Here is a 25463-nt window from a genome sequence, read left to right as displayed (position 1 = left end):
GAGTTCCCCGAATGACGAAGCAGCAGAACCAGAATCCGGGTCAGCAGAGTCAGAACCCCGGCCAGCAGCGCCCCGGGCAGCAGCAGGGCGGTGGTCAGAAACCCGGACAGCAGCAGCAGAACGACCCGATGCGCCAGGGCGATCGGCCCGGCCAGCAGCAGGGCGGCCAGCGCGACCAGGAATAGCGAGTTTGGGAGCCGAGGAGTAGAGAGGGCCCCGCCGGAAGGCGGGGCCTTTTTTCTTTCGGGTCAAGCGCTTGTCCGCGTCCTTCCGGGATGGTGCGTTGGCGCCAGACCTGGAATCCCGAAATTCCGGGTTCGGCTCTGCGAGCCCGCCCCGGAATGACGATCGCGAGGGCAGTTAAGGTAAACAAAGGGTTTAAATTGCCGCCACAGTCTGATGCGAGTTAGCTCCCCGCAAAGCCTTCGGTCGAAGGCGAACGGCAGGCGAAGCGGGAAGCGGCTATGTTCGGGAATTGGCGGATCGGCTCGGTCAACGGCGCGCTGCTGGCGGCCTATTTCATCCCGGCCTGGGCGCTTGTCGCCTTCAACATCATCATCGCACCCGTGCATGGCCTCTACGAGCGGCCGAGCGTTGCGGTTGCGCTGTACCTGAGCGACCATCTCCAGATGGCCGGCATGGACACGGTGCGCGCCGCGTGGCTGCTGGCGCTGGGCCGGCTGACGGTCGTGGCGTTCTTTGCGATCTATCTCGTGCTGCTCTGCATTCCTCGCACCCGCAGGAATGGCGGCAGCGACGAGGCGCTCGGCATTGCCCTGGCGATCGGCAGCCTGATCTCGTTCGCCAGCATGGTCATGGCCTCGAAGGTCGGCGAGATGGCCGCGCTCCGGCTGCATGCCACCGAGCTGCTGCTCCTGCTCGGCGCCGCCATCGTGGTGGTGATCGAACGGCCCGAGACCGCGCCCAAGACGGTCCACAAGGCGGTTCAAGAGACCGCCGCGATCGCAGCTCCCCTAGGCCTTGAGCAGGCCGAGCTCCTGCACAATCGCTGAGGCTTCCTTGACGGCGTGGTTCACTGCCGGCACGCCGCAATAGATCGCCTGCTGCAGCAGGATTTCCTTGATGTCGTCGGGCGTGAAGCCGCCTTCGGCGAGCGCCGCCCGCACGTGCAGGCGGAATTCGTCCCATTGCCCGAGCGCAACCATGGTGCCGATCACCAGCACCCGCCGCGTGCGCTCGTCGAAATGCGGCCGCGTCCAGATCTCGCCCCAGGCGTAGCGCGTGATCATGTCCTGGAAATCGGTGTTGAAGGCGTTGCGGTTCGCGATCGACTTGTCGACCCAGGCATTGCCCAGCACCTTGCGGCGAATGTTCATGCCGGCATCGCGGCGCTTCTGGTCGTCCATTCTGTCCTCCGGGATGACGAAGATGGTGGCTAGCGCTGCGTCAAGAATCCCACCACCGCATCCGTGAACGCGTGCGGCTGCTCGATGTTGGAAATATGTGCGGCGTCGATGATGGTCATGCTCGCGCCGGGAATCTTCGAGCGGATCAATTCACCTGCCGAGATCGGCGTCGCCATGTCGTGGCGGCCGGCGATCACCAGCGTCGGATTCTTGATCTTGGGAAGCAGCTCGCGCTGGTCCAGCGTCGACAGTGCTTCGCAGCAGGCGAGATAACCTTCGACCGGCGAGGCGAGCAGCATCGACTTCATCCTGGCGGTGATGTCGGGCTCGCGCTCGCGAAAATCCTGCGTCAGCCAGCCCGCGATCACGGCATCGGCGACCGCGGCGATGCCGCCCTTCTTCACGGCGTCGATGCGTTCCAGCCATTTGGTCGGCTCTGCATAATAGCAGGAGGTGTTGGCGAGGATGAGCTTGCCGAAGCGTTCCGGTGCGTTGGCGCCCAGCCACTGCCCGACCATGCCGCCCATCGACAGGCCGCACCAATGCACCTTCTCGATGTTGAGGTCGTCGAGGATCGCGAGCACGTCGCGGCCGAAGCGCTCCATCGTATAGGGGCCGGGCGGAACGTTGGACTTGCCATGGCCGCGGCGGTCATAGCGAATGACGCGGAACACCTGTGTCAGCGCCTTCATCTGCGGCTCCCACATCTGCAGCGTGCAGCCGAGCGAGTTGGAGAGCATCAAGGTCGGCCCGCCGTCGCGGCCCTCGACGGAGACGTTGAGCAGGCATCCGTCGGCATCGATCATGGGCATGCGGCGTCTCCGTCGTATCTTGCAGTTCTTATTCGCGGTCGAGGCTGTCGAGCAGCCGGTCGATCAGGGCTTGGGAAGCCCCTTGATAGGCCATCGGCTCGAACAATGCCGCAATTTTTTCCGGCGAAAGCTGCGCGGTGACTAGCGAATCGGCCGACAGCACCTCGCGCAGATGCTTCTTCTCGGCGACCGCGCGCTTGCTGGCGGCCTCGACGAGATGATGCGCATCGCTCTTGCCGATCGTCTCGGCCAGCGCAAAGGTGATCGCCTCCGCCATGATCAGCCCGTGCGTCGCATCGAGATTGCTGCGCATGCGCGCGGCGTCGACGTCGAGGCCCTCGGCGATGTCGACGATGGCGGCCAGTGCGCCCGAGGTGACCAGCATCAATTGCGGCAGCGTCGGCCACTCCGCGTGCCAGGGACCGGCGCTGCGCTCGTGGTCCTGCACTTGAGCCGCGAAGATCGTAGCGGCAAGCTGCGGAGCCATGGTGGCGGCGCCCAGCGCGCTTGCGGCGGCGACCGGGTTGCGCTTGTGCGGCATGGTCGAGGAGCCGCCGCGGCCTTCGCCGGCCGGTTCGAATGCTTCGGCGACATCGGTCTGCATCATCAGCGAGACGTCGCGCGCGATCTTGCCGCAGCTTCCCGCCAGAATGGCGAAGCAGGACGCGGCCTCCGCGATCCGGTCGCGATGGGTGTGCCAGGGCGCTTCCGGTAGCGGCAGGTCGAGCTCGTGCGCGAGGCGTTCCGCTACCGCAAGGCCCTTGTCGCCGAGGGCCGCGAGCGTGCCGGCCGCGCCGCCGAATTGCAGCGCGAGGCCCTCGCGGCGCAGCCGCCGCAGGCGGCAGCGGGCGCGGGCGAGGCTCGAGGCATATTCTGCGGCCTTCAGGCCGAACGGCATCGGCAGTGCGTGCTGGAGCCAGGTCCGTGCCACCATCGCGGTATTGCGATGGCTGCGCGCCAGGGCGGCAAAGCTCTTGATGGCGCGGCTGAGGTCGGCGTCCAGCGCATCGATGCCGGCGCGAAGCGTGAGCATGGTCGCGGTGTCGATGACATCCTGGCTGGTCGCACCCCAATGCACATAGCGCGCGGCCTCCTTGTCGGCCTTGCCGACATTGACCGTCAGGGCCTTGACCAGGGGAATCGCGAGATTGCCCGATCGCGTCGCGGCCTCCGCCAGTGCGGTCATGTCAATGGAATCGGCCTTGCACGCGGCCTCGATCGGGCCGACGGCGGATGCCGGAATCACATCCGTGGCGGCCTCGGCGCGGGCCAGAGCTGCCTCGAAATCAAGCATGTTCTGCAGGGTCGACCGGTCGTCGCAGACGGCGCGCATGGCGGCGCTCGACAGCATCGGTGCGAGCAGGGGGGAGAGGGATGTGCTCATATTGCGCGCGACCTAATCATCATGGCCGGGCTGTGCCAATCCCCCACCGCCCGCACACGTCTTTTTGCAGTTGCGAATATGCATTGCACGTGACCGGGCACCGGCCTTTCCTTTGCCGCGTCCCTGCGTTACTTGATCAGCACTATAGTTACGCGATCCGGGAGGCACCCTCATGGCCATGACGATGAACGGCGAAGTCCAGCTTGCGGCGTCGCGCGAGGCCGTGTGGGCCAAGCTCAACGATCCCGAGGTGCTGAAGGCCTGCATCCCCGGCTGCGAGGAGCTCGAGAAGACCGACGACGGCGGCTTTCGCGCAACGGCGAAAATGAAGGTCGGCCCTGTATCGGCGCGCTTCAAGGGCAAGGTCACGCTGTCCGATCTCGACCCGCCGAACGGCTACAAGATTTCGGGTGAGGGCGAGGGCGGTGTTGCCGGCTTCGCCAAGGGTGGCGCGGTGGTCAGGCTGGCGGAGAAGGACGGCGGCACGCTGCTTTCCTACGAGGTCGAGGCACAGATCGGCGGCAAGTTGGCGCAGCTCGGCCAGCGCCTCATCAACGGCGCCGCCAAGAAGCTCGCCGACGAGTTTTTCGCGAACTTCGCCAAGGCCGTACAGAGCTGAAGGTCATCGCCTTCGGCATGGCGGCTTGCGCCCTGGGCGATGTTGCCCCGGGGCATAATGGCCCATATGATGGGTTGGAATAATTATAAGAACCGCTTCGATGGGACCCGTCGGGGCGCTGATAGAGAGTGCTTATGGCAAAAATCTCCCTCATCGTGAACGGCAATCCTGTTACGGCCAGCGTCGATCCCCGCACCCTGCTGGTGCAGTTCCTGCGCGAAAATCTGCGCCTGACCGGCACCCATGTCGGCTGCGACACCTCGCAGTGCGGCGCCTGCGTCGTGCATCTCGACGGCAAGGCCGTGAAGTCCTGCACCACGCTCGCGGTGATGGCCGACGGCCACGAGGTCAAGACGATCGAGGGGCTGGCCGCCGACGGCGCGCCGCTGCATCCCATGCAGGAAGCCTTCCGCGAGCACCACGGCCTGCAATGCGGCTTCTGCACGCCGGGCATGATCATGACCGCGATCGACATCGTGCATCGCAAGGGCCACGAGCTCGACGACCATACGATCCGGGAAGAGCTGGAAGGCAATCTCTGCCGCTGCACCGGCTACCAGAACATCGTCGCCTCGATCTCCGCCGGCGCCAAGGCGATGGCCAAATCCGATCTCGCGTAACGCGCATCCCGCGATCAGGACATTCAGATGTACGAATTCAAATACCATCGCCCCGGGACCGTGCGGCAGGCCGCCAACCTCCTGGTGAAGAACGAAGACGCCAAGGTGATCGCCGGCGGCCACACGCTGATTCCCGTCATGAAGCAGCGCCTGGCGAGCCCGCCGCATCTGGTCGACCTCTCCCACATCGAGGGGCTCAACACGATCGAGATGAAGGGCCGTTCGCTGGTGATCGGCGCCACCGCCAGGCACGCCGAGGTCGCGACCTCGGCGATCGTCGGCGAGGCGATCCCGGCGCTGGCCAATCTCGCGAGCCAGATCGGCGACCCCGCCGTGCGCCACAAGGGCACGATCGGCGGCTCGCTCGCCAACAACGATCCGACCGCGGACTATCCGGCTGCCGTGCTCGCGCTGGGGGCGACCATCGTCACCAACAAGCGCCGCCTCAAGGCCGAAGAGTTTTTCCAGGGCCTGTTCACGACCGCCCTCGAAGCCGACGAGATCATCACCAAGGTGATGTTCCCGCTGCCGAAGAAGGCGGCCTACATCAAGTTCCGCAACCAGGCCTCGCGTTATGCGCTGGTCGGCGTGTTCGTGGCGCGGCGTCCGTCGGACGTCCGGGTGGCCGTGACCGGCGCCGGGTCCGAAGGCGTGTTCCGCGTCGAGGCGTTTGAGGAAGCCCTCAAGAAGCGCTTCGCGTCGAAGGCGATTGAAGGCATCGCGGTGCCGGCGGAAGGTCTCAACAGCGACATCCACGGCAGTGCCGAATACCGCGCGCATCTCATCGGTGTGCTGACGCGGCGCGCGCTCGATGCCGCCAACGCCAAGGAGTGAGGTGATCTCACGCCTCGGCCCAAACTTGTCCCCGGTGAGGGCGTAGCGAGACTGGCTATTTCATGACTTCAGCGGCCAACACTTCCGGGGCCAATACTTCAGTTGTATTGCCGGCATCGGTCGATGCGATGCTCGAACTCCTGACCTCGCGCGGCTATCTCGCCGAGCGATCGCTGGCGACGGTGACGTACCTCTCGCTGCGCATGGGCCGGCCGCTGTTCCTGGAAGGCGAGGCCGGAGTCGGCAAGACGGAGATCGCCAAGGTGCTCTCGGCGGCGCTGGGGCGGAAGCTGATCCGTCTGCAATGCTACGAAGGACTCGACGTCTCCTCGGCGGTCTATGAGTGGAATAGCGCCGCGCAGATGATCGCGATCCGGATGGCGGAAGCCGCGGGCGACACCGATCGTGATCAGCTTTCCTCCGACATCTTCGCCGACCGCTACATGATCAAGCGGCCGCTGCTCCAGGCACTGGAGCCCGACGTCGCAGGCCCGCCGGTCCTCTTGATCGACGAGCTCGACCGGGCCGACGAGGCGTTCGAGGCTTACCTGCTCGAAATCCTCAGTGACTTCCAGGTGACGATCCCCGAATTCGGCACCGTGAAGGCGCCAAGCCCGCCGATCGTCATCATCACCTCCAACCGCACCCGCGAGATTCACGACGCGCTGAAGCGGCGCTGTCTCTATCACTGGGTCGATTATCCCGCCGCCGAGCGCGAGCTTGCGATCGTCAAGTCGCGCGTGCCCGGCATCTCCGCAAAGCTGTCGCAGCAGGTCGTGCGCTTCGTGCAAGCTTTGCGCGACCAGGACTTCTACAAGTCGCCGGGTGTCGCCGAGACCATCGACTGGGCCACCGCTTTGTCCGAGCTCGACGCCCGCTCGCTGACCCCGCAAGTGGTCGGCGACACGCTGGGCGCGCTCCTGAAGTATCAGGACGACATCACCCGCATGCAGGGCGACACCCTGCAGAAGGTGCTGAAGGACGCGACGAGCGAGAATTGATCGTCGTCGTTCCGGGGCGATGCGCGGCATCGCACCCGGAACCTCGAGATTCCGGGTTGGTCGCTGCGCGGCGCCCCGGAATGACGGAGCGGGGATAGACCATGGCCATCAACCACCTTGCCCCGGAGCAGACCGAGCAGTTCGCCGACAACATCGTCGGCTTTGCCCGCGCGCTGCGTGCTGCGGGCATGCCGGTGGGGCCGGGTGCCGTCATCGACGCCATGAGCGCGCTCCAGGTCATCGACATCGGCAACCGCGCCGACGTCTTCACCACGCTGGAGGCGATCTTCGTCAAGCGCCATGAGCACGCGCTGATCTTCAAGCAAGCCTTCAACCTGTTCTTCCGCGCCTCCGAGGAGTGGAAGCACATGCTGGATTCGGTGCCGCTGCCGGACGAGGCCAAGAAGAAGCCGCAGGCCGGCTCCCGCCGCGTGCAGGAGGCGATGTCGCAGCCGCGCATGACGGAGACGCCGCAGCATCAGGAGCAGGATCTGCGCCTGTCGGTCTCCGACAGGGAAATCCTCCAGAAGAAGGATTTTGCCCAGATGAGTGCGGCCGAGATCACCGAGGCGCTGCGCGCCATCGAGCGGATGAGGTTGCCGCAGGCCGAGCTTTTGACGCGCCGCTATCTGCCCGATCCGCGCGGGCTTCGGCTCGACCTCCGCCGCACGCTGCGTGCGTCCTTGCGCACCGGCGGCGACATCATCGACATCCATCGCCTCGGGCGGATCGAGAAGCCGGCGCCGATCGTGGCGCTGCTCGACATCTCGGGCTCGATGAGCGAGTACACCCGTCTGTTCCTGCATTTCCTCCACGCCATCGGCGACGCCCGCAAGCGCGTTTCGGTATTCCTGTTCGGCACCCGCCTCACCAACGTCACCCGCGCGCTGCGCCAGCGCGATCCCGACGAGGCGCTGGCGAGCTGCTCGGCCTCGGTCGAGGACTGGGCCGGCGGTACCCGGATCTCGGCCTCGCTGCACAACTTCAACAAATTATGGGCGCGGCGCGTGCTGAGCCAGGGCGCCATCGTGCTCCTGATCTCGGACGGGCTGGAGCGGGAGGCCGATTCCAAGCTCGCCTTCGAGATGGACCGGCTGCATCGCTCCTGCCGCCGGCTGATCTGGCTCAACCCGCTCTTGCGGTTCGGCGGCTTCGAGGCCAAGGCGCAGGGCATCAAAATGATGCTCCCGCACGTTGACGAATTCCGCCCGGTACATAATTTGAGTTCGATCCAGGAGCTGATCACGACGCTCTCCCGGCCGCTGCCGCCGCATCACCGCAGCCTGATCCGTTCCGCAGCTTGAGAGGCCAGCCATGCTCGATCGCGACGAGGATATCCTGAAGGCGGCGGAGGACTGGCAGAAGGCCGGCCATGGCGTCGCGCTGGCGACGGTCGTCGAGACCTGGGGCTCGGCGCCGCGCCCGGCGGGCTCGAGCCTCGTCATCAACGACGAGGGCACGTTCCTGGGCTCGGTCTCCGGCGGCTGCGTCGAAGGCGCCGTGGTCACCGAGGCCATGGATGTGATCCAGAGCGGCAAACCCCGGATGCTGGAGTTCGGCGTCGCCGACGAGACGGCCTGGAATGTCGGGCTGTCCTGCGGCGGCACCATCCGCGTCTTCGTCGAGAAGGTCGGTTAGCCGTGAAGCTCGAGATCCTGCACGAACTCAATGCCGAGCGGGCCGCGCGCCGGCCGGCGATCCTGGTGACGGACACCGAGAGCGGCGAGCAGCGCCTGGTGAAGGCCAAGGACTTTGCCAAAGATCCGCTGCGGGCCGAGCTGGAGAAGCAGCTTCGCACGGGCAAGAGCGCCAGCGTCGAGGCCGGTGGCAAGAAGCTGTTCCTCAACGTCTACGCCCCGACCGCAAAGCTCGTCATCGTGGGCGCGGTGCATATCAGCCAGGCCTTGGCGCCGCTGGCGCGCTCGCTCGGTTACGACGTCACGGTGGTCGATCCGCGCACGGCCTTTGCGAGCCCCGAGCGCTTCCCCGATATTCCGCTGGTGGCCGAATGGCCTGATACCGCGCTGCCGCCGCTCAATGTCGATGCCTACACCGCCTTCGTCGCGGTGACGCACGATCCCAAGATCGACGATCCCGCGCTGTTGCACGCCTTCGAGCGCGGTTGTTTCTATATCGGCGCGCTCGGCTCGCGGAAGACGCACGCCAAGCGCGGCGAGCGGCTGCGGGCGCAGGGTGCGAAGGAGAGCGACATCGCGCGCATCCACGCGCCGATCGGGCTTGCAATCGGCGCGGTCTCTCCCTCCGAGATCGCGGTCGCGATCATGGCAGAGATCACGGCGGTGCTCCGCCTGCCTCCCAAGGAAAAAGAAGAGGCGGCATGAAATTCGGCCCAGCGAGTCCCAAGGATGCGATCGGCGGGGTGACCGTCCATACCCTGCGCCAGGGGCCGCTGGTGCTGAAGAAAGGCACGACGATCGGCCCTGCCGAGGTCGAGCAGCTCACGCGCGCGGGCATCAAGGACATCGTCGTGGTGCGCATGGAGAAGGGCGACGTCTCCGAGGACGTCGCGGCCGCCGGCATTGCGCTGGCCGTCGGCGGCGAGGGCATCCATGTCGAGCGCGCCTTCACCGGCCGCGCCAATCTGTTTGCCGCGCGCCCCGGCGTGCTGGTGATCGACCGCGCCGCGGTCGACCGCATCAACAATATCGACGAAGCTATCACCTTTGCGACGCTCTCCGCCTACAAGCCGGTGGTCGAGGGCGAGATGGTCGGCACCGTCAAGATCATCCCGTTCGGCGTCGAAGAAAGCTTGCGCGATGCCGCGGTGAAGGCGGCGGGCAAGGACGTGCTCAGAATCGCGCCTTACGTGATCCAGCGTGTCGGCGTGGTCTCGACCCTGCTGCCGGGCCTGTCCTCCAAGGTGATCGACAAGACGCTGCGCGTCACCGCCGAGCGGCTCGCGCCTGCGGGGGCCACCATCATCGCCGAGCGGCGTGTCCAGCACGATGAACGCGAGCTGTCAGCCGCGATCAAGGAATTGCTCGCGCTGGGGGCCGAGCTCGTCATCGTGTTCGGAGCGTCCGCCATCGCCGATCGCCGTGACGTCATCCCCGCGGCCGTCACCGGCATTGGCGGCGAGATCGAGCATTTCGGCATGCCGGTCGATCCCGGCAATCTCTTGCTGATCGCGCGCGCCGGCGGCGTGCCGGTGCTGGGCGCACCGGGTTGCGCCCGCTCACCCGTCGAGAACGGGTTCGACTGGGTCCTGATGCGGCTTCTTGCCGGCATCAAGGTGACGCGCGCCGAGCTGATGGGCATGGGCGTCGGCGGCCTCCTGATGGAGATCGTCACGCGCCCGCAGCCGCGCGCAAAACCCGAGACCGAGGGCAACAGCCAGGTCGCGGCCATCGTGCTCGCGGCGGGTCGTTCGACCCGGATGGGCGGACCGAACAAGCTGCTCGCCGAACTCGACGGAAAAAAGCTGGTGCGCCTCGCGACCGAGCAGGCGCTGGCCTCGAAGGCGTCCGAGGTGATCGTGGTCGTCGGGCATCAGGCCGAGCTGGTCGAGCAGGCACTGCAGGGCCTGAAGGTGAAATTCGTCCGCAATCCGGATTTCGCCGGCGGCATTGCAAGCTCGGTCAAATCAGGCATCGCGGCCGTGCCGGAAACTTGCGACGGCGCGCTGATCTGTCTCGGCGACATGCCGCTTATCGATGCCGGCCTGATCGACCGCCTCATCGACGGCTTTGCGCCGGACCGCGGCAACCTCATCGTCGTGCCCGTCAGCGAAGGCCGCCGCGGCAATCCCGTGCTGTGGTCGCGCCGGTTCTTCAAGGAATTGATGACGCTCGACGGCGACGTCGGCGCGCGGCATCTGATCGCCAAGCATGCCGAGGCGGTGGCCGACGTGCCGGTGGATGGCGAGAGCGCCTTCCTCGATATCGACACGCCTCAGGCGCTTGAGGCGGCCCGGCGGGGATGACGGTGCCGTAGGGTGGATTAACCGAAGGCGTGGTCCACCTGTCCGCGGCAACACAAGGCGGTGGATTGCGCTTCGCTAATCCACCCTGTCGAAACCACGCCTAAAGCCCGCCAACCACTTTGAGCACCAGTGCTGGAGCTGGCCCCGAGAGATCGTGGACCAGCGTTGCCATCATCGCGTCGCTTTCGCAGATGAAGGCGTGACTGAGAGCATAGGTTCGGTCGGACACCGTGAACGCCAGCTTGATGCCGCCGCAGAGGTGCTCCACGCTGCTCCTTTTCGATGAGCGGACCGGCTTGAACAGGTCGTGCAGGCCGCTTCCGCCGACCATCAGCGGTACGTTCTCGCAACCTTCGCATCCGGTCGGCAGTTGCTTTTGCAGCTCAGCCACGTCGCTGGCCGGACTGAGAAATGTCTCGGAGAGAAGAATCGCCGGAGACAGCCTGAGCAGGCGCGTCTGCAACAGGCGAATGTCGGGTTCGAGGTTGAGCTCCTGGGCCTTCTTGATGTGCCCGCCAATTCTTTCGACGATCTGTCGATCCTGAACGTTCTCTGGCTTGATTTCGTTGACGGCATTTGCCGCAGCCAGGACGGCGATGATGGGCGCGTTCTTCGGCGGCATCGTCGCAACCTTGAGCCGTGTGCTGGTGTCAATGCCGTTGCGGAATTCCTCGTTCTTGTTCGAGAACCGTTCCTTGACCTCGGCTGCGCTCTTCCAGCCCTTGGCGATCACGGTGACCTGCGCTCCCTTAGGAATTGTGCCGTAAACGCAGATGGAAGACCGCCCCCGATCCGGACAGGCGTAAGCGTCGCGAAACAGGGCGCCTTGTTGCGCGGCGGAACAGGCGGGCGTCGTCGACAAGACGGCGAGTATGATGAGCAAAAGGTACTTCATAGCGATCGAGCTTCCCGGGCTTGCGACGGCAAGCCTAAACAGGCGGACGCCATCAGGCCAGAGGGTTTTGATTGGCAACGTCTGTTGGCGCGATGAGGTGCCGTCAAGGGGGCCGCACTGACCGTCCCTTCGCGGAAACGAAAGAGGTGGATGGCGCGTCGCCAATCACCTCGCACACGTTCCTGGCTTGTTACTTCTTGGTGTTCGAAAGCTTCTCGACCCCGCCGGCTCTCAGCTCGACGCCTTGCTTCGTCAGCTGCGCCTTGTTGCCGCTGCTGAACGTGAATGTATCAGCCCCGGCGCTGATGCCGTTCCATGCGACGGCTTCGCGCATGCGCGGACGGAAGTCCGATCAGACAGGCTGACGCTATCATCCCAGCAGCATTGTTTTGTTTGGACGCATGGTCGCCTCCTTTGGCCCTGCTTGCCACGTGACGACCTTAAATAATACGATGAAAAAATACAACTATAAAGTGCGGCATCACTAGTCCGGCATCGCTTTTCAACCACCCGTTCACCAAGTGGAAACGACCGCCGCTTAGAGTTGCCTCCACCTGCCTTGGGGGGAGGGGTTTTTCCATGGCTTCGAACGTCGTCGCGCGCCGTTGCGCGATGTTTGTCTTTGTCTTTTCAGTTGCCGTTACGGGCGCACGCTACATCACCGAAGCCCATGCCGCGGGCGCGTTTGCGGTCGGCAAGTGCGGCGCTTATGGCCAGGCCTTCGATTATGGTCACGAGCACGACGCGCGCGCCGCGGCGCAGAAGCAGTGCAAGGGCGATTGCACCACCGTGACGATGAAGCGCGCCTGCGCGGCAATGTCGGTCGATCTCGCAAATCCCTGCGGCGCCTATGGCTACGCCGTCAAGCCGAAGATTTCCGCCTCGCTCAACGCCGCCACGCGTGAATGCTACAAATACGGCGGCAAGGAATGCGTGATCCGCGCCTGGGCCTGCGACGCCAAGGGTTGATTCCGTCCATCTATCTTGCTGTCATTTCGGGCGATGCGTAGCATCGCGCCCGGAATCCATGACCACCATCGTGAATATGGATTCTCGACGCGCAATTGCGCACCGTAGCTCGCGCCAATTGGCGCGCCTGGAAGGACACTGAGGAACCATATGCAGTTCGACACCAAGATCGCCGTCGTGATCCGTACCGATCTCCAGGCCTGGCAGAAGCTCAACGTCGCGTCCTTTCTCACCAGCGGCATCGCCGCGGCTTTTCCCGAATGCATCGGCGAAGCCTATGAAGACGCCTCAGGCACGAAATATCATGCGCTGATCGGTCAGCCGATCCTGATCTATGGCGCCGACGGTCCGGCGTTGTCGCGCGCGCTGGACCGTGCGCTCACGCGCAACGTCAAGCCGGCGGTCTATACCGAGGAGATGTTCAGCACCACGCACGACGCCGCCAACCGCGAGGCGGTGAGGGCAGTAGCGCGCGACGATCTCAATCTCGTCGGCATCGCCATGCGCGCCGAGCGCAAGGTGATCGACAAGATCCTCGACGGCCTCAAGTTCCACAACTGACAATTCGACATTCGCGCAGCGTCATTATGGTGTCATGATGGAGCTGGTCTTGCGCAAACTTTGTGCTGTTTGACCCCCGTCAAAGGAGCACCGCGGCGGCATCGTTAGTCTGCTTCCAAAGCGCATAGGAGCAGCAGATGCCGACCATGAAAGCCGCAATCGTCAAGCAATTCGGCAAGCCACTGGTGATCGAGGACGTGCCGGTGCCGCAGCCCGGTCCCGGCGAGGTCCTGGTGAAGGTCAAGGCGTGCGGTGTCTGTCATACCGATCTGCACGCAGCCTCCGGCGACTGGCCGGTGAAGCCGGTGCCGCCCTTCATTCCCGGCCACGAGGCGGCCGGCATCGTCGCCGCGCTCGGGCCCGGCGTGAAAAATCTGAAGGTGGGAGATGCCGTGGGCGTCGCCTGGCTGCATGATGCCTGCATGTCCTGCGAATATTGCGAGACCGGCTGGGAGACCCTGTGCGAGCACCAGCACAACACCGGCTACAGCGTCAACGGCGGCTTCGCCGAATATGTCGTCGCCTCGGCCGCCTTTGCGGCGAAGCTGCCGGCGACGGTCGACTTCGCCGCCATCGCGCCGATCCTGTGCGCCGGCGTCACCACCTACAAGGGATTGAAGGAGACCGAAGCCAGGCCCGGCGAGTGGGTGGTGATCTCGGGCGTCGGCGGGCTCGGCCATGTCGCAATCCAGTACGCCAAGGCGATGGGCCTCAAGGTTGCCGCCGTCGACATCGCCGAAGACAAGCTTGCGCTCGCGCGCGAGACCGGCGCCGATCTCGCGGTCAATGCGCTCACGGATGGCGCGGTCGACAAGGTTCTCGCGGCAACCGGTGGCGGGGCTCACGGCGTGCTGGTGACGGCGGTCTCGACCGCCGCGTTCAGCCAGGCGCTGAAGATGGTGCGCCGGAAGGGCACCGTCAGCCTTGTCGGCCTGCCGCCGGGCGAATTCCCGACGCCGATCTTCGACGTCGTCCTCAAGCGCATCACGGTGCGCGGCTCGATCGTCGGCACGCGGCGCGACCTCGACGAAGCCGTCGCATTCGCTGCGGATGGCAAGGTGAAGGCCGAGGTGACGAAGGTGCCGCTCGCGCAAATCAACGAGGTCTTCGACCGGATGAAAGCCGGCAAGATCGACGGCCGCATGGTGCTGGATTTCGGCTAGCGCCTCAGCCTGTCGGCATGCCTGCAAACTTCGTCAGGCTGGGATCGATCTGATCCCAGTTGTGACCGCGCGCGGCAAAGGTGACCACCTGCGGCTTGTAGCGGGCCGGCTCGTCGAGGCTTCCGGCGCGGATCGTGAAGACGCCGGGGTGCGCTGCGAAGGTCATGTACACGGGCACGCCGCATTGCGTGCAGAAGCCGCGCGTCTTCACGTTGCCGCTGTCGGCGACCATGTCCCAATGCTTGGCATCGCCGGTGAGCGTGACCCCAGCACGCGCGAACGTCGCGTACGAGCCGTGCGCACCGCCGCTTTCGCGTTGGCAGTCCCGGCACTGGCAGTGATTGCTGAACAGGGGCTCGCCGGCAATCGAGTAGCGGATCGCGCCGCAGGCGCAGCCGCCGGTATAGGGCTTGTCCATCGCGAGGCTTCCTTACTTGTCTTCGCCCGAGATGGCATCGAGGCGCTGCAGCACCTTGACCCAGCCGTCGTTCATGTTGCGGTAAGCGGTATCGTTCTTCGGCGTCACGAAGCCGGAATGCACCACGCGCACGCGCGTCCCTGCCTCGACCGGTGTGAGCGACCAGGTGACGACCGTATCCAGCGCCGAGCCGTAGCCGGTATTGCTCTCGTCGCCACCCTTCCAGGCATAGGCAAAGCGCTGGTTCGGCACGACCTCCAGAACGCGGCACTGGATCGTGCCATCCCACGCGCCGGCCGGATTGGTCTTGAACGTGAAGGTGTTGCCTTCGACGGCCTCGAAACCGGTCGGCGGCATCAGCCAGCGCGCGATCAACTGGGCGCTGGTCAGCGCCTTCCAGATCGTCGCGACCGCGTGAGGGAAGACCTCGTCGATGACGATGTCTTGAGTTTGGACTTTGGAAGCAACTGCACTCACGGATCGATCTCCTTCAAGAGGTCACGCAGGTTCTGGAAGCGCTCGCGCCAGAACACGCCGTAATGGTCCATCCAGGTGACCAGGGGCTCGAGCCCTTGCGGCGCGGCGCGGTAATAGACGTTGCGGCCCTCGGCGCGCTCGGCGACGAGGCCGGCCTGCTTGAGGGACTTCAGGTGCTGCGAGATCGCGCCCTGGGTCACGCCGCTGCCGCGCGTCAGCTCGGCGACGCTGATCTCCTTGCTCTCGAACACGCGCTCGAACACGGCGCGGCGAGTCGGATCGGCCAGAGCGCGCATCACGGTGGTGACGGAATTTGGAGCAGCTTCGATCATGGATTTCAATTAGCAATTACTAATGAATTAGTCAAGGCTAATTCGTTCGTGGACGACAGGTCTGCTCTGTTGTCTTGACTATGACTGACCAGTCAGTCATAAATTCAAGATGACCCAGAAGCCCTCCAAAGCCGCCTCGTCATCCGCAGCTCGTGCCGGCGCGAAAGGCGCTGCGCGCGCAGGCAGCGAGGGGATGCCCGCGTCGAACCGCGCTGCGCGCGCGCTGGAGCGGCGCGCGGCGATCGTGGAGGCCGCGATGGAGGAATTCATCGCCCGCGGCTTTGCCGCGACGCGGCTCGACGACATCGCCAAGCGTGCCGGTGTCGCCAAGGGCACGATCTACCTGCACTTCAAGGACAAGGAATCGATGTTCGAGGAGCTGGTGCGCATCGTGATCGTGCCGGTGGTGGAGCGGCTGACGAGGTTGCCGCCACCGACGGGCTCGGTGCGCGACCTCGTCGAGGCCTTTGCCGGCAACTTCCTCAAAGAGGTCATCGGCACCAGGCGCGGCGATCTGGTGCGGCTGATCGTGGCGGAGGGGCCGCGCTTTCCGGCCGTCGCCGACTTCTATTATCGCGAGGTCGTCTCGCGCGGCGTCGCCGCCATGCGCGCCCTGATCGAGCTCGGCATTGCCCGCGGCGAGATCCGTCAGAAGGACCTCGCGCGCTATCCGCAGATCCTGGTCGCGCCGGCGATGATCGCGGTGATCTGGCAGAGCCTGTTTGCGCGGCATGCGCCGCTCGACGCGCAGGAGATGGTGCGCGTCCATCTCGATTTGATTTTTGGCGAACGGAGGACGACATGAGGTCGTCGCACGCACTTCTCAGTATTGCATTGGTTCTCGCGCTCGCGACCTCTCTGGCCGGCTGCAACGAGAAGCGCGATCCCGGCTTTCAGGGCTGGGTCGAGGCCGACATGATCTTCGTCAGCCCGGACGAGGCGGGGCGGGTGACCAAGCTCAATGTCCGCGAGGGCGATGAGGTCAAGGTCGGCGACGCCCTCTATTCCGTCGACGACGACCTCCAGCTTGCCGATCTCAATCAGCAAAAGGCGACGCTGGCGAATGCGCAGCAGACCTATGATCGCGCGGCCTCATTGAGCAAGACCGGCTCGGGCACGCAGGCCAATCTCGACTCCGCTGTTTCGGCATTGCGCGTCGCGGAGGCGCGGGTGGCGACGTCTGAAACACGGATGGCGCGGCGCAAGGGCTTTGCGCCGGTCGCCGGCACCATCCAGCAGATCTATTTCCGCGAGGGAGAGATGGTGGCGGCGCAGCGGCCGGTGCTGTCGATCATGCCGCCCGGCAACATGAAGCTGCGTTTCTTCGTGCCGGAGACCGCGCTGCCGAAGCTTTCGATCGGCGATACGGTGCGCGTCTCCTGCGACAATTGCGCGGCCGATCTCACCGCAAAGGTCTATTTCATCGCAACCTCGGCCGAATACACCCCGCCTGTCATCTACAGCCTCGAGGAGCGCAACAAGCTGGTCTATTTGATCCAGGCGCGGCCCTCGCGCCCTGATGCCCTGCGGGTCGGACAGCCGATCGACGTCTATCTCAATCCCAAGACTCCGGTGGCGGACAAGCGATGAACGGTGGCAACGGCATCGCGATCGACGTCAAGGGCCTGACGAAATCGTTCGGCGGCCGCGAGGTCGTGCACGATTTGTCGATGCAGGTGAAGCGCGGCTCGATCTACGGCTTCCTCGGTCCGAACGGTTCGGGCAAGACCACGACCATCCGCATCCTCTGCGGGTTGCTCACGCCCGATAGTGGCGAGGGCACCTGCCTTGGCTACGACATCCTGAAAGATGCCGAGAAGATCAAGCGTCAGGTCGGCTATATGACCCAGCGTTTCAGCCTGTACCAGGATCTCTCCGTGCGCGAGAACCTAGAATTCGTCGCGCGGCTCTATGGCCTCGCTGACGCGCGAGGCGCCGCGCGCGACATGATCAAGCGGCTCGGGCTCTCCGGGCGCGAGGAGCAGCTCGCGGGCGAGCTCTCGGGCGGCTGGAAGCAGCGGTTGGCGCTGGGGGCGTGCACGCTGCCCAATCCACAATTGCTGCTGCTGGACGAGCCCACCGCCGGCGTCGATCCCAAGGCGCGGCGCGATTTCTGGAACGAGATCCACGCGCTGGCCGCCGAGGGCCTCACCGTGCTGGTGTCGACCCATTACATGGACGAAGCCGAGCGCTGCCACGAGATCGCCTACATCGCCTACGGCCATCTGCTGACCCACGGCACGGTGGAGGAGGTGATCTCGAAATCCGCGCTGACGACCTACACGGTGACGGGCGAGGACCTCAACGCTCTCGCGGCCGAGCTCACCGGCAAATCCGGGATCGACATGGTGGCACCGTTCGGTACCTCGCTGCACGTTTCGGGGCGCGACGTCGCCGCGCTTGAAGCCAGCATTGGGCCGTGGCGGGAAAGAAGCGGCCTGCACTGGCACAAATCGTCGCCCTCGCTGGAAGACGTGTTCATCGAGCTGATGGGGCGCTCCAAGGATAATTTCCAATGAGCGCCGTCGAACATTCCGCACCAAGGCGCGACATCCGGGAGCGCTTCGGCTTCCTGCGGCGCTCCTATGCGATGCTGATCAAGGAGTTCATCCAGCTGAGGCGCGACCGCGTCTCGTTTGCGATGATCGTGATGCTGCCCGTGATGCAGCTGATGTTGTTCGGCTATGCCATCAACACGACGCCGCACCATCTGCCGAGCGCGGTGTTGCTCCAGGAGGATTCCGATCTCGCCCGCTCGATCCTGAAGGCGCTGGAGAACACGGCCTATTTCCGCTTCCTCTATGAGGTGCACGATGTCGAGGATTTCGACAACCTGCTGAAATCCGGCAAGGTGCTGTTCGGCGTCGAGATCCCGCGCGGCTTCGAGCGGGCGGTGCGGCGCGGCGACAGGCCGGCGCTGCTGGTTGCGGCCGATGCGACCGATCCGGTGGCGGCGAGCTCGGCGATCGGCTCGCTCGGCATGGTCGTGCAGACCGCGCTCAAGCACGATCTCTATATCGGCGATCCCCCCGAGATGCCGTTCGAGATCCGCGCGCATGCCCGCTACAATCCGGCAGCTAGCTCCAGCCTCAACATCGTGCCGGGTCTCGTCGGCACCATCCTCACCATGACCATGCTGATCTTCACCGCGCTGTCGGTGACGCGCGAGGTCGAGCGCGGCACCATGGAGAGCCTGTTGTCGATGCCGATCAAGCCAGTCGAGGTGATGTTCGGCAAGATCGTGCCTTACGTGCTGGTCGGCTTCGTCCAGGCCTTCCTCATCATTGGCATCGGCGTCGGCCTGTTCGGCGTCCCCGTGCTCGGCAATCTGTTCCTGCTGGCGCTGCTCTCGACATTGTTCATCACCACCAATCTGTCGATCGGCTACACGATCTCGACCGTGGTGCAGAACCAGCTCCAGGCCATGCAGATGTCGATGATGTTCTTCCTGCCGAGCATCCTGCTGTCCGGCTTCATGTTCCCGTTCGCGGGGATGCCGACCTGGGCGCAATATGTCGGCGAATGCCTGCCGCTGACCCATTATCTGCGAATCGTCCGGGCCATCATGCTGAAGGGCGCCACCATGCAGAATCTGCGCTTCGACACGCTGGCGCTGGCGGCCCTGATGCTGCTCGCCATGACCATCGCCGTGACGCGCTTCCGCCGCACGCTGGATTGAGGCAAACTGTCGCCGGGGCGATGCGCTGGCATCGAACTTTGGTGCGCAATTGCGCACCTGAGAATCTCGAGATTCCGGGGTTCACGGCTTCGCCGCGCCCCGGAATGACAAGGGGGCGGAATGGTCAGGTTTGCGAGCAGGAAGACACGGCACCACGCGGCGCTGTCGGAGGATTTCGAGCGCGAGCTGACGCGGGAAGTGCTGCGCACCGAGCTGCTCCGGGTGCGCGCGCTGATCATGACGGGCTGCATCATGATGGTGTTGCTCACCGCGATCTATCTGATCGAGCCCAGTGTGGTGAACCGGGTCTGGCGCGGAACGGAGGGGATCGTCGAGGTCTACGGCCTTCTGGTCGGCTTCATCCTGTTCGAAGTCTGGGTCCATACCCAGATCAGGAAGAATCTCCGCCTCGATCGCGACCTGCCCGTATTCCGGCGTTACATCGGCACGCTGATCGAGACGTCGCTGCCTACGCTGATTCTCGTTCTGCAGATCCGGACGATGGGCGCGGCCCAAGCGCTCGGCTTCGCCGTGCCGCTGATGTACTTCATTTTCGTCATCCTCTCGACCCTACGGCTCGACTTCTGGCTCTCCGCATTCACGGGTTTCGTGGCCGCGGCCGGGCTTCTCTCCGTCGCGCTGTACTTCAACTCGGCTGACGAGGCCGGCGACCCCCTGATCTATCTGCACGCCGTGCGCAGCGTCGTCATCCTGATCTGTGGCGTGCTGGCGGGCGCCGTCGGCGCCCAGCTGCGCCGGCAGTTCGCCGCGAGCATTGCGGCGGCGACGGCGCGCGACCGGGTGACGAACCTGTTCGGCCAGCACGTCTCTCCGCAGGTGGTGGAGCGGCTGATGGCGGCAGGAACCAGCTCGGGCGGTGACGTGCGCCGTGTTGCTGTGATGTTCGTCGATTTCCGCGGCTTCACCGCCGCTGCGCAGTCGCGCAGTCCGCAGGAGGTGGTCGACCGGCTCGACGGCGCCTTCGCGGTGCTGGTGGACATCCTCGACCGTCACGGCGGCATCGTGAACAAGTTCCTGGGTGATGGCTTTCTCGCGCTGTTCGGCGCGCCGCTGGAGGCTTCCGACGCCGCGCAGCGTGCGGTTGCCGCAGGCCGTGAGATGCTGAGCGCGATGGACCGCATCAACGCGCAGACGAGCTGGCCGCTGCGCATCGGCATAGGCATTCATTTCGGCGAGGTCGTCGCCGGCAATATCGGCTCGCCCAGGCGCAAGGAATATACCGTGATCGGCGACACCGTGAACTTCGCCTCGCGGCTGGAGGCGCTCAACAAGGAGTTCGGCTCGCAATTGCTGATCTCTGCGACCGTGCGCGAGACGCTGGGCGAGGACGGCAGCGACGCGGTCGCGCTCGGCGAGGTCGAGGTGCGCGGCTATGAGCAGAAGGTGCCGGTGTTTCAGCTGGGCTAACGTGCCTTTCACATGTGAGTCGCGGTTCGTTGAAGCGGGGTCGCGCTTCGGTGAAGGCGCGTGATGAAATATCTCGGTTAGCTTTCGCGTATTGCACTGTGGAAGCTGAAACGTCTCGGCTTCCCTTTGTGACACGGAGAAAGCCAATGATCCGATTGACCCTCGTTGCGGCCGCCTTGATTGCAGCTGCCGTCACCCCAACTCAGGCCGCAACGGTGCGCCATGCCACGCCGCCTCGCGCTGTTGTCACTCAGGCGGCGACCGACTCCTGCGTCAGGGCTCCGGCAGAGGGAGCGTATGTCTCTGCGCCGTACACGCAGCCGCCGTGCCTGCCGAACACGGGCGCCTCATACGGTTACTGACGCATACACGGTGCCGGGCCGGCGCAAAGCTTGCCGGCCCGGCGTTGTGTATCTCTGTAGCGTCGTCTTCCAACGCGTCATTGCAATTGCTCCGATTGCTCCGAATTTTGGGGCATGACGGGCGATGTTTTCGGCTTGTAGACTGTCGGCGATGCGGTCGGTTGCGGCCGCCTTTTGCATGGGGAAGTGACGATGCAGCGCCGCTACATCACCGTCGACGTGTTCACCGATCGCGCCTTCGGCGGCAACCAGCTTGCCGTTGTGCTCGATGCCGGCGGGCTTTCCACGGCGCAGATGCAGGCGATCGCCACCGAGTTCAACTATTCCGAGACCACCTTCGTGCTGCCGCCGCGCGACAAGGCCAATGATGCGGAGGTGCGCATTTTCACGCCTGTAAGGGAGATGCCGTTCGCGGGGCATCCCAATGTCGGCACCTCCTTCGTGCTGGCGAGTCTCGCCAAGGAGCCGAAGCCGCGTCTGCTGTTCGAGGAGATCGCGGGCATCGTGCCGGTCGACATTTTTCGCGAGCAGGGCAGGGTCATCAGCACCGAGCTCACTGCCCCGCAGCCGCTGTCGCGGCTGGCGGAAGTTTCCGCCGCTGACGTTGCAGCCTGCCTCTCGTTGAGCGCCGATGACATCCGGACCGATCATCATGCGCCGCAAGTCGTCGGCGTCGGAACGCCGTTCCTGGTGGCGGAGGTGCATTCGCGCGATGCCCTCAAGCGAGCGAGGCCAGATGCGGCCGCGTTCGGCAGTTTCTTGCCGCGCGATGACGCCCGCTCGGTGTGGTTCTATACGCGCGACGTGCCCGCGTCGGAGGCGCCTACCGAACGCCAGGCGCGAATGTTCATGCGGGGCGCCGGCGGCCTCGCCGAGGACCCAGCAACCGGCAGCGCGACGGTCGCCGCGGCCGCGCTGTTCGCCGACCTCGACCCCGCGCGGGAAGGCGAGCTCAAGCTCACAGTCGGCCAGGGTTTTGACATGGGCCGTCCGAGCATCCTGCTGACGCGCGTGCGCAAGCAGGACGGCAAGATCGTCTCCGCCCATGTCGGCGGCAGCTGCGTGCAGATGATGGAAGGGACGTTTCGGCTCGCGGGGGAGGCTTAACCGTCATTCCGGGTTCGCGCCAAGAGGCGCGCCCCGGAATGACGGCGCCAACTACACCTGCCGTCCCGCCAAATTCTTCACCGTCACCCCATCGCGCTCCTCGATGATCTCCGCGATCATCTGGCGGTGGCAATGGGTGTGGTCGCGCTCGTAGCAGAGCAGGCACACGGGTCCGGCCTTCTTCACCAGTGCCGAGAGCTCGTCCATCGCTTCCTTGGCCTCGGGTGCCTTCAGGTGCTTCGAGAAGATCTTCTCGAGCACGTCGTACTGTCCGCTGCGCGCGGCGAGGCGGCCTTCCTTCGGCGTGCCGAGGGCGGCGAGGTGGACATAGGCGATGCCGCGTTCGTCGAGCCCGGCCGACAACTGCTTCTTGGAGAAGCCCGGGCGCCGCGACGACGTCACCGCGCGCACGTCGACCACGAGCTTGACGCCGGCCTGCTCCAGTTCGTCCAGCACCGCCTTGGGTGGCGTCTGCTCATAGCCGATGGTGAACAGCTTTTTCGCCTTTGCCATGGATCACCTCAACTCACCCGCGCGATCAGTTCCATGGCGCCGGCCGGTGCGCGCACCTTGCCCTCGTGGATGACGTAGGCGAACACGTCGCGCGGCTCCTTCTTCGGTTTGGCCTTGTCGACTTTCGGGAGGTCGTCCGGTTCACCGCCCGAAGCCCAGGCTTGAAAGCGCTCGGCCCAGGCGTCGAGCTGCTTTGGCGGGTAGCAAGTCTTGATCTCGTCATTGCCCTTCTGAAGCCGGGCATAGACGAAATCGCCGGCAACGTCGGCAATCGCGGGATATTTGCCGTGCTCGGCGAACACGACAGGCGTCTCGAACTCGCGGATCAGCGTCACGAAATCCGGCGTGCAGAAACTGTCGTGGCGGACCTCGACGACGTGGCGCAGTGCGCGCCCGTCGAGCTTGCGCGGCAACAGCTCGAGGAACTTGCCGAAATCGGCGCCGTCGAATTTCTTGGTTGGCGCGAACTGCCACAGCACCGGCCCGAGATGATCGCCGAGTTCCAGCACGCCGGAATCATAGAACCGCTTGATGGAATCGCCGGCCTCCGCCAGCACGCGGCGATTGGTGGCGAAGCGTGGTCCCTTCACAGAGAACACGAAACCGTCGGGCACCTCGCTCGCCCATTTGCGAAAGCTCTCCGGCTTCTGCGAGCCGTAATAGGTGCCGTTGATCTCGATCGAAGTCAGCTTCGAGGCCGCGTAAGACAGCTCCTTTGCCTGCGTGAGCTTCTCCGGATAGAACACGCCGCGCCAAGGCTCGAAGGTCCAGCCGCCGATGCCGATGAAGATGTTGCCGGATTTTTTGGACGCGGTTTTTGCTTTGGCCACGGAGGATCTCGCATCGACGGGGAGGGAAGACGTCATCCTAGTCAAACGAGATGTGATTGGCCAGTTCTCGCCTCCAGCCTAAGCTCGGCAATGCGATCTGCGACAAGGGAGAACAAGATGCGGATGCCAACGCTGGGAGCGGCGCTCGTCATGATGACATCTGCTGCCATGATGTCCTCGGTCACGGCCGATGACGACGACGCCAAGGGCGCGCGGAAGCTCGCCCAGCAGGGCCGCGACGATTACTGGCATTGCCTGGCGCGGGAATATTCGCGCGACAGCAATCAAGGAATGACGGAACAGGATTTTGGCCGCTCGGTCGCGGGCGCCTGTCCGTCGGAGCGCCAATATTACCGGGTGACGCTGCTCGACTACCTCACCACGCAGTATCCCGATATCGATGCCGGCGCCCATCTCGCCACCGCGAACAGGGCGGTGGAATCCGCGCAGAAGGACATCGTGACGGCCTTCGTCAAGCACAGGCCGCCGGCGAAGTAGGGCGTGGCCCTTCCGGCGCCGCGCGCATCCGTGGTATCACAGGATGCATCTGGAACAGGGATGGGTTTCCATGGCGTCTGAGTCGGTGGGGGGCATTTTGGGCGCGATCGTTGCCGCGATCGTGCTTGCAGTTGCCGTCGTGTTCGGGCCGATCGGCCAGTATGGCAAGCCGCCCAAACCGGCAAAGGTCGAGCCGGCTCCGGCTGCGGCACCCGCAGCCCCTGCCGCGCCGGCGCCGCGGGGCCCGATCATCCGGGAAGTGCCCAACCAATAAGGCACAAGGATTCCGGTTTCCGGCCCCTTGCGAAGCGGTCTTGTCGTTCCTATCTAGCCCTTAACGGCGACGTTGAGCGAAAACTCCGGCGCTGGGACGACCTTGGAATAGCTTGGGCTTGCGCCGGATGTACGCGCGGCCCGCCGTTCCGGGGTCGTTGGCATTTTAGGGCCCCTTTTTGGGGCGTTTCCCACAGACCTCCCGGCTTGGCAGCGCAGGATGCGGCAGATATACGCTGCCGTCATGAATGAAGCGATCAGACCGGGCTCCGACGTTCCGCAGCAGGCCCAAGAGGGCCCGGAACTGTCGGTCATCGTCCCGACCTTCAACGAGCGCGACAACGTCACGGTGCTGTATCGGCGCCTGGAGGCGACGCTCGCCAACGTCGCCTGGGAGGTCGTGTTCGTCGACGACAATTCGCCCGACGGCACCTGGGACGTCGTGCGCGCGCTGGCGCAGCAGGATAGCCGCGTGCGCTGTATTCGCCGCATCGGCCGCCGTGGCCTGTCGGGCGCCTGCATCGAGGGCATCCTGGCCTCCAGTGCGCCCTTTGTCGCCGTGATCGATGCCGACCTCCAGCACGACGAGACCCAGCTGCCGAAGATGCTGTTGCTGCTCGCGAGCGACCAGGCCGATCTCGTGGTCGGCAGCCGCTACATCGAGGGCTACAAGAGCGAAGGCTTCAACAAGCAGCGCGCCGGCGCCAGCGCGCTGGCGACCGAAGTCGCCAGGAAGATGCTCCGGGTCGAGATCGCCGATCCCATGAGCGGCTTCTTCATGATCCGCCGCGACCGGTTCGAGCAGCTCGCGCCGGAGCTGTCGGTGCACGGCTTCAAGATCCTGCTCGACGTCGTCGCGACCGCGCATGGTACCTTGCGGGCGGTCGAGATTCCCTACACGTTCGGCGCCCGCCAGCACGGCGAGAGCAAGCTCGATTCCATGGTCGCGCTCGATTTCCTCGGTCTCGTGCTCGCCAAGCTGAGCAACGACATCGTCTCGCTGCGCTTCATCCTGTTCGCGATGGTCGGCGGCATCGGCCTCGTGGTGCACCTCACCACGCTATTCATCGGACTTCAGCTGTTCAAGGCGCCGTTCGCGGAGGCGCAGGCCGCCGGCGCCATCGTCGCCATGACCAGCAATTTCATCCTCAACAACTTCCTCACCTATCGCGACCAGCGGCTGAAGGGTTTTGCGCTGCTGCGCGGCCTGATCGCCTTCTACATCGTGTGCAGCGTCGGTCTGCTCGCCAATGTCGGCGTCGCCTTCTCGGTGTACGACCAGGAGCCGATCTGGTGGCTGGCCGGCATGGCCGGTGCGCTGATGGGCGTGGTGTGGAACTACGCGATGTCAGGCCTGTTCGTCTGGCGCAAGAAATAG

Annotated in this window: 32 protein-coding genes; 22 read left to right on the top strand and 10 right to left on the bottom strand. The window is 64.9% G+C overall.

Annotation, left to right across the window (positions count from 1 at the left end; translation table 11 throughout):
* Window positions 1-11: 11 nt before the first annotated feature.
* Both ML401_RS22585 and ML401_RS22580 read left to right on the top strand, forming a co-directional pair.
* The gene (locus ML401_RS22585) at window positions 12-185 is read left to right on the top strand and encodes a hypothetical protein (RefSeq protein WP_181769418.1); all 174 of its coding nucleotides are present in this window, start codon (window positions 12-14) and stop codon (window positions 183-185) included.
* Window positions 186-464: 279 nt separating this feature from the next.
* Complete coding sequence (locus ML401_RS22580) at window positions 465-1013, top strand: hypothetical protein (protein ID WP_285806959.1); 549 nt, start codon at window positions 465-467, stop codon at window positions 1011-1013.
* Here the strand turns inward: ML401_RS22580 and ML401_RS22575 are convergent.
* Genes ML401_RS22575 through ML401_RS22565 form a run of 3 tightly spaced genes read right to left on the bottom strand, consistent with a single transcriptional unit; the run spans window position 975 to window position 3563 of the window.
* Window positions 975-1367 (bottom strand): carboxymuconolactone decarboxylase family protein, encoded by a 393-nt coding sequence (locus ML401_RS22575; RefSeq protein WP_285806958.1) that lies wholly within the window; start codon window positions 1365-1367, stop codon window positions 975-977. The genes ML401_RS22580 and ML401_RS22575 overlap by 39 nt on opposite strands.
* A 29-nt stretch (window positions 1368-1396) precedes the next feature.
* On the bottom strand, window positions 1397-2179 hold the full coding sequence (gene pcaD, locus ML401_RS22570) for a 3-oxoadipate enol-lactonase (protein ID WP_285806957.1): 783 nt from the start codon (window positions 2177-2179) through the stop codon (window positions 1397-1399).
* A 28-nt stretch (window positions 2180-2207) separates the two neighbouring features.
* Window positions 2208-3563 carry a 3-carboxy-cis,cis-muconate cycloisomerase gene (locus ML401_RS22565; protein ID WP_285806956.1) on the bottom strand — a complete coding sequence of 452 codons (1356 nt, stop codon included), beginning with the start codon at window positions 3561-3563 and terminating at the stop codon, window positions 2208-2210.
* Between the two features lie 172 nt (window positions 3564-3735).
* Here ML401_RS22565 and ML401_RS22560 point away from each other — a divergent pair, with 172 nt between their 5' ends.
* From ML401_RS22560 to ML401_RS22525, 8 genes are all read left to right on the top strand, one after another.
* Window positions 3736-4182: a carbon monoxide dehydrogenase subunit G gene (locus ML401_RS22560; RefSeq protein WP_285806955.1), complete on the top strand. Its 447-nt coding sequence runs from the start codon at window positions 3736-3738 to the stop codon at window positions 4180-4182.
* 134 nt (window positions 4183-4316) lie between these two features.
* Entirely contained in the window at window positions 4317-4802 is a 486-nt protein-coding gene (locus ML401_RS22555; RefSeq protein WP_285806954.1) for a (2Fe-2S)-binding protein, read from the top strand.
* Window positions 4803-4829: 27 nt separating this feature from the next.
* Window positions 4830-5636, top strand: a complete 807-nt coding sequence (locus tag ML401_RS22550) for a xanthine dehydrogenase family protein subunit M (RefSeq protein WP_194403092.1) — start codon at window positions 4830-4832, stop codon at window positions 5634-5636.
* Between the two features lie 62 nt (window positions 5637-5698).
* Window positions 5699-6637: a MoxR family ATPase gene (locus tag ML401_RS22545; RefSeq protein ID WP_211418991.1), complete on the top strand. Its 939-nt coding sequence runs from the start codon at window positions 5699-5701 to the stop codon at window positions 6635-6637.
* Between the two features lie 101 nt (window positions 6638-6738).
* A complete protein-coding gene (locus ML401_RS22540) occupies window positions 6739-7941 on the top strand; it encodes a VWA domain-containing protein (RefSeq protein ID WP_194403090.1) in 1203 nt (400 codons plus the stop codon).
* Window positions 7942-7951: 10 nt separating this feature from the next.
* Complete coding sequence (locus ML401_RS22535) at window positions 7952-8275, top strand: XdhC family protein (protein WP_097658284.1); 324 nt, start codon at window positions 7952-7954, stop codon at window positions 8273-8275.
* Window positions 8276-8277: 2 nt separating this feature from the next.
* Complete coding sequence (locus ML401_RS22530) at window positions 8278-8979, top strand: XdhC family protein (RefSeq protein ID WP_285806953.1); 702 nt, start codon at window positions 8278-8280, stop codon at window positions 8977-8979.
* A complete protein-coding gene (locus tag ML401_RS22525) occupies window positions 8976-10580 on the top strand; it encodes a molybdopterin-binding/glycosyltransferase family 2 protein (protein WP_285806952.1) in 1605 nt (534 codons plus the stop codon). The genes ML401_RS22530 and ML401_RS22525 overlap by 4 nt, the downstream gene beginning before the upstream one ends.
* A gap of 100 nt (window positions 10581-10680) precedes the next feature.
* On the opposite strand, the gene ML401_RS22520 is transcribed toward ML401_RS22525, so the two are convergent.
* Both ML401_RS22520 and ML401_RS22515 read right to left on the bottom strand, forming a co-directional pair.
* Window positions 10681-11475, bottom strand: a complete 795-nt coding sequence (locus ML401_RS22520; RefSeq protein WP_285806951.1) for a hypothetical protein — start codon at window positions 11473-11475, stop codon at window positions 10681-10683.
* 190 nt (window positions 11476-11665) lie between these two features.
* The gene (locus tag ML401_RS22515) at window positions 11666-11809 is read right to left on the bottom strand and encodes a hypothetical protein (protein ID WP_285806950.1); all 144 of its coding nucleotides are present in this window, start codon (window positions 11807-11809) and stop codon (window positions 11666-11668) included.
* 245 nt (window positions 11810-12054) lie between these two features.
* Between ML401_RS22515 and ML401_RS22510 the strand changes: the two genes are divergently transcribed.
* The 3 genes from ML401_RS22510 (at window position 12055) to adhP (ending at window position 14168) form a co-directional block, all read left to right on the top strand.
* Window positions 12055-12444, top strand: coding sequence for a DUF4189 domain-containing protein (locus ML401_RS22510; protein WP_259213606.1), 390 nt, complete (start codon window positions 12055-12057; stop codon window positions 12442-12444).
* A 150-nt stretch (window positions 12445-12594) separates the two neighbouring features.
* The gene (locus tag ML401_RS22505; RefSeq protein WP_194408378.1) at window positions 12595-13005 is read left to right on the top strand and encodes a DUF2000 family protein; all 411 of its coding nucleotides are present in this window, start codon (window positions 12595-12597) and stop codon (window positions 13003-13005) included.
* 137 nt (window positions 13006-13142) lie between these two features.
* Complete coding sequence (gene adhP, locus ML401_RS22500; protein ID WP_285806949.1) at window positions 13143-14168, top strand: alcohol dehydrogenase AdhP; 1026 nt, start codon at window positions 13143-13145, stop codon at window positions 14166-14168.
* Between the two features lie 4 nt (window positions 14169-14172).
* On the opposite strand, the gene ML401_RS22495 is transcribed toward adhP, so the two are convergent.
* Genes ML401_RS22495 through ML401_RS22485 form a run of 3 tightly spaced genes read right to left on the bottom strand, consistent with a single transcriptional unit; the run spans window position 14173 to window position 15395 of the window.
* Entirely contained in the window at window positions 14173-14586 is a 414-nt protein-coding gene (locus ML401_RS22495) for a GFA family protein (RefSeq protein WP_259213597.1), read from the bottom strand.
* Between the two features lie 12 nt (window positions 14587-14598).
* Window positions 14599-15063, bottom strand: coding sequence for an SRPBCC domain-containing protein (locus ML401_RS22490; RefSeq protein ID WP_211418998.1), 465 nt, complete (start codon window positions 15061-15063; stop codon window positions 14599-14601).
* Window positions 15060-15395 carry a helix-turn-helix transcriptional regulator gene (locus tag ML401_RS22485; RefSeq protein WP_254120966.1) on the bottom strand — a complete coding sequence of 112 codons (336 nt, stop codon included), beginning with the start codon at window positions 15393-15395 and terminating at the stop codon, window positions 15060-15062. Before ML401_RS22485 ends, ML401_RS22490 begins: the two co-directional genes overlap by 4 nt.
* A 109-nt stretch (window positions 15396-15504) precedes the next feature.
* On the opposite strand from ML401_RS22485, the gene ML401_RS22480 reads away from it, so the two are divergent.
* From ML401_RS22480 to ML401_RS22455, 6 genes are all read left to right on the top strand, one after another.
* Entirely contained in the window at window positions 15505-16200 is a 696-nt protein-coding gene (locus ML401_RS22480; RefSeq protein ID WP_285806948.1) for a TetR/AcrR family transcriptional regulator, read from the top strand.
* Window positions 16197-16985 (top strand): HlyD family secretion protein, encoded by a 789-nt coding sequence (locus ML401_RS22475; RefSeq protein WP_211419001.1) that lies wholly within the window; start codon window positions 16197-16199, stop codon window positions 16983-16985. Before ML401_RS22480 ends, ML401_RS22475 begins: the two co-directional genes overlap by 4 nt.
* Entirely contained in the window at window positions 16982-17914 is a 933-nt protein-coding gene (locus ML401_RS22470) for an ABC transporter ATP-binding protein (protein ID WP_285806947.1), read from the top strand. The genes ML401_RS22475 and ML401_RS22470 overlap by 4 nt, the downstream gene beginning before the upstream one ends.
* On the top strand, window positions 17911-19074 hold the full coding sequence (locus ML401_RS22465) for an ABC transporter permease (RefSeq protein ID WP_211419003.1): 1164 nt from the start codon (window positions 17911-17913) through the stop codon (window positions 19072-19074). Before ML401_RS22470 ends, ML401_RS22465 begins: the two co-directional genes overlap by 4 nt.
* Before the next feature lie 120 nt (window positions 19075-19194).
* Window positions 19195-20502 (top strand): adenylate/guanylate cyclase domain-containing protein, encoded by a 1308-nt coding sequence (locus tag ML401_RS22460; protein ID WP_259213561.1) that lies wholly within the window; start codon window positions 19195-19197, stop codon window positions 20500-20502.
* Between the two features lie 554 nt (window positions 20503-21056).
* Complete coding sequence (locus tag ML401_RS22455; RefSeq protein WP_285806946.1) at window positions 21057-21971, top strand: PhzF family phenazine biosynthesis protein; 915 nt, start codon at window positions 21057-21059, stop codon at window positions 21969-21971.
* Window positions 21972-22022: 51 nt separating this feature from the next.
* Here ML401_RS22455 and ML401_RS22450 read toward each other — a convergent pair whose 3' ends face one another.
* Both ML401_RS22450 and ML401_RS22445 read right to left on the bottom strand, forming a co-directional pair.
* Window positions 22023-22484: a DUF488 family protein gene (locus tag ML401_RS22450; RefSeq protein ID WP_259213556.1), complete on the bottom strand. Its 462-nt coding sequence runs from the start codon at window positions 22482-22484 to the stop codon at window positions 22023-22025.
* An 8-nt stretch (window positions 22485-22492) separates the two neighbouring features.
* Window positions 22493-23314, bottom strand: coding sequence for a DUF72 domain-containing protein (locus ML401_RS22445; protein WP_194403074.1), 822 nt, complete (start codon window positions 23312-23314; stop codon window positions 22493-22495).
* A gap of 117 nt (window positions 23315-23431) precedes the next feature.
* Here ML401_RS22445 and ML401_RS22440 point away from each other — a divergent pair, with 117 nt between their 5' ends.
* The 3 genes from ML401_RS22440 to ML401_RS22430 all read left to right on the top strand — a co-directional run bounded on the left by ML401_RS22440 (window position 23432) and on the right by ML401_RS22430 (window position 25463).
* The gene (locus ML401_RS22440; RefSeq protein WP_285806945.1) at window positions 23432-23812 is read left to right on the top strand and encodes a hypothetical protein; all 381 of its coding nucleotides are present in this window, start codon (window positions 23432-23434) and stop codon (window positions 23810-23812) included.
* Window positions 23813-23882: 70 nt separating this feature from the next.
* Window positions 23883-24086 (top strand): hypothetical protein, encoded by a 204-nt coding sequence (locus tag ML401_RS22435; protein WP_128926573.1) that lies wholly within the window; start codon window positions 23883-23885, stop codon window positions 24084-24086.
* Window positions 24087-24329: 243 nt separating this feature from the next.
* A complete protein-coding gene (locus tag ML401_RS22430; protein ID WP_211419009.1) occupies window positions 24330-25463 on the top strand; it encodes a glycosyltransferase family 2 protein in 1134 nt (377 codons plus the stop codon).

Origin of the sequence: Bradyrhizobium sp. 62B (genome assembly GCF_030272265.2) — a bacterium.
Lineage (GTDB): Bacteria > Pseudomonadota > Alphaproteobacteria > Rhizobiales > Xanthobacteraceae > Bradyrhizobium.
The sequence above is the reverse complement of the archived record's forward strand: the minus strand, read 5'-3'. Positions and strand labels throughout refer to the sequence as shown.

Bases quoted from the DNA above. Each gene is read 5' to 3' on its own strand.
- ML401_RS22585 (WP_181769418.1), top strand. From the start codon at position 12: ATGACGAAGCAGCAGAACCAGAATCCGGGTCAGCAGAGTCAGAACCCC.
- ML401_RS22580 (WP_285806959.1), top strand. From the start codon at position 465: ATGTTCGGGAATTGGCGGATCGGCTCGGTCAACGGCGCGCTGCTGGCG.
- ML401_RS22575 (WP_285806958.1), bottom strand. From the start codon at position 1,367: ATGGACGACCAGAAGCGCCGCGATGCCGGCATGAACATTCGCCGCAAG.
- pcaD (WP_285806957.1), bottom strand. From the start codon at position 2,179: ATGCCCATGATCGATGCCGACGGATGCCTGCTCAACGTCTCCGTCGAG.
- ML401_RS22565 (WP_285806956.1), bottom strand. From the start codon at position 3,563: ATGAGCACATCCCTCTCCCCCCTGCTCGCACCGATGCTGTCGAGCGCC.
- ML401_RS22560 (WP_285806955.1), top strand. From the start codon at position 3,736: ATGGCCATGACGATGAACGGCGAAGTCCAGCTTGCGGCGTCGCGCGAG.
- ML401_RS22555 (WP_285806954.1), top strand. From the start codon at position 4,317: ATGGCAAAAATCTCCCTCATCGTGAACGGCAATCCTGTTACGGCCAGC.
- ML401_RS22550 (WP_194403092.1), top strand. From the start codon at position 4,830: ATGTACGAATTCAAATACCATCGCCCCGGGACCGTGCGGCAGGCCGCC.
- ML401_RS22545 (WP_211418991.1), top strand. From the start codon at position 5,699: ATGACTTCAGCGGCCAACACTTCCGGGGCCAATACTTCAGTTGTATTG.
- ML401_RS22540 (WP_194403090.1), top strand. From the start codon at position 6,739: ATGGCCATCAACCACCTTGCCCCGGAGCAGACCGAGCAGTTCGCCGAC.
- ML401_RS22535 (WP_097658284.1), top strand. From the start codon at position 7,952: ATGCTCGATCGCGACGAGGATATCCTGAAGGCGGCGGAGGACTGGCAG.
- ML401_RS22525 (WP_285806952.1), top strand. From the start codon at position 8,976: ATGAAATTCGGCCCAGCGAGTCCCAAGGATGCGATCGGCGGGGTGACC.
- ML401_RS22520 (WP_285806951.1), bottom strand. From the start codon at position 11,475: ATGAAGTACCTTTTGCTCATCATACTCGCCGTCTTGTCGACGACGCCC.
- ML401_RS22515 (WP_285806950.1), bottom strand. From the start codon at position 11,809: ATGCGCGAAGCCGTCGCATGGAACGGCATCAGCGCCGGGGCTGATACA.
- ML401_RS22510 (WP_259213606.1), top strand. From the start codon at position 12,055: ATGGCTTCGAACGTCGTCGCGCGCCGTTGCGCGATGTTTGTCTTTGTC.
- ML401_RS22505 (WP_194408378.1), top strand. From the start codon at position 12,595: ATGCAGTTCGACACCAAGATCGCCGTCGTGATCCGTACCGATCTCCAG.
- adhP (WP_285806949.1), top strand. From the start codon at position 13,143: ATGCCGACCATGAAAGCCGCAATCGTCAAGCAATTCGGCAAGCCACTG.
- ML401_RS22495 (WP_259213597.1), bottom strand. From the start codon at position 14,586: ATGGACAAGCCCTATACCGGCGGCTGCGCCTGCGGCGCGATCCGCTAC.
- ML401_RS22485 (WP_254120966.1), bottom strand. From the start codon at position 15,395: ATGATCGAAGCTGCTCCAAATTCCGTCACCACCGTGATGCGCGCTCTG.
- ML401_RS22480 (WP_285806948.1), top strand. From the start codon at position 15,505: ATGACCCAGAAGCCCTCCAAAGCCGCCTCGTCATCCGCAGCTCGTGCC.
- ML401_RS22475 (WP_211419001.1), top strand. From the start codon at position 16,197: ATGAGGTCGTCGCACGCACTTCTCAGTATTGCATTGGTTCTCGCGCTC.
- ML401_RS22470 (WP_285806947.1), top strand. From the start codon at position 16,982: ATGAACGGTGGCAACGGCATCGCGATCGACGTCAAGGGCCTGACGAAA.
- ML401_RS22465 (WP_211419003.1), top strand. From the start codon at position 17,911: ATGAGCGCCGTCGAACATTCCGCACCAAGGCGCGACATCCGGGAGCGC.
- ML401_RS22460 (WP_259213561.1), top strand. From the start codon at position 19,195: ATGGTCAGGTTTGCGAGCAGGAAGACACGGCACCACGCGGCGCTGTCG.
- ML401_RS22455 (WP_285806946.1), top strand. From the start codon at position 21,057: ATGCAGCGCCGCTACATCACCGTCGACGTGTTCACCGATCGCGCCTTC.
- ML401_RS22450 (WP_259213556.1), bottom strand. From the start codon at position 22,484: ATGGCAAAGGCGAAAAAGCTGTTCACCATCGGCTATGAGCAGACGCCA.
- ML401_RS22440 (WP_285806945.1), top strand. From the start codon at position 23,432: ATGCGGATGCCAACGCTGGGAGCGGCGCTCGTCATGATGACATCTGCT.
- ML401_RS22435 (WP_128926573.1), top strand. From the start codon at position 23,883: ATGGCGTCTGAGTCGGTGGGGGGCATTTTGGGCGCGATCGTTGCCGCG.
- ML401_RS22430 (WP_211419009.1), top strand. From the start codon at position 24,330: ATGAATGAAGCGATCAGACCGGGCTCCGACGTTCCGCAGCAGGCCCAA.